We start from the raw sequence: 831 nt of genomic DNA on the forward strand, positions 1-831 counted from the left end.
TTATCCAGCTTCTCATTGGCCGCGTGCTGCAACAACCCCCGGGACTCGGGCTCGTCCATCTCGCCATCACCAAGGAAGGCCCACACGTTCTGATCACTGGTGTCTTTGATACCTCGATGTTCCAGATACCGGTTGAACTGGGCCTGATAGATCGCGTTCATCGGCCCGATGCCCATCGAGACCGTGGGGAACTGCCAGAAATCAGGCATCAGCCGTGGATGCGGATACGAGCTCAGCCCTTCTGGGGCCTTGGAGATCTCTTGACGGAATCCATCCAGCTGAGCCTGACTCAGCCGGCCCTCCAGATAGGCCCGGGCATAGTTGCCCGGCGAGGAATGGCCCTGGAAGAAGACCTGGTCCCCACCCCCGGGATGATCCGCGCCCCGGAAGAAATGATTGAACCCGACCTCATAGAGCGTCGCTGCTCCGGCATAGGAGGAGATATGCCCACCCACTGCTACACCATCACGCTGAGCACGATGGACCATCACCGCAGCATTCCAGCGCAGAATCCGGCGGAACCGGCGCTCGATGGCTTCATCACCAGGAAATTCCGGCTCCTGATCCACCGGGATCGTGTTCACATAATCAGTGGTGGTCACCATCGGGACCTCGATGGACTTCGCCCCAGCCCGCTGCAGCAGAGTCCGGATGATGTATTCCGCTCGCTCGGTGCCATGAGCCTGGACCAACTGATCAAAAGACTCCAACCATTCCTGAGTCTCTTCAGGATCACGATCCGGAAGCTGATTGGTCAGACCACTGCGAATATGCGAGATCTCTTCACCAGCGCTCACAAGCACCTCTCTCAAAAATCGAAGGACAACGCCG

1 pseudogene is annotated in these 831 nt (G+C 58.4%); it reads right to left on the reverse strand.

What is annotated here, in order from left to right:
* A pseudogene (locus ODE13_RS16870) lies at positions 1-797 on the reverse strand (pyruvate dehydrogenase (acetyl-transferring), homodimeric type); the annotation flags it as partial.
* Positions 798-831: the final 34 nt, after the last annotated feature.

The sequence above is a fragment of the Nesterenkonia sp. HG001 genome (genome assembly GCF_034438835.1).
Classification (GTDB): Bacteria; Actinomycetota; Actinomycetes; order Actinomycetales; family Micrococcaceae; genus Nesterenkonia; species Nesterenkonia xinjiangensis.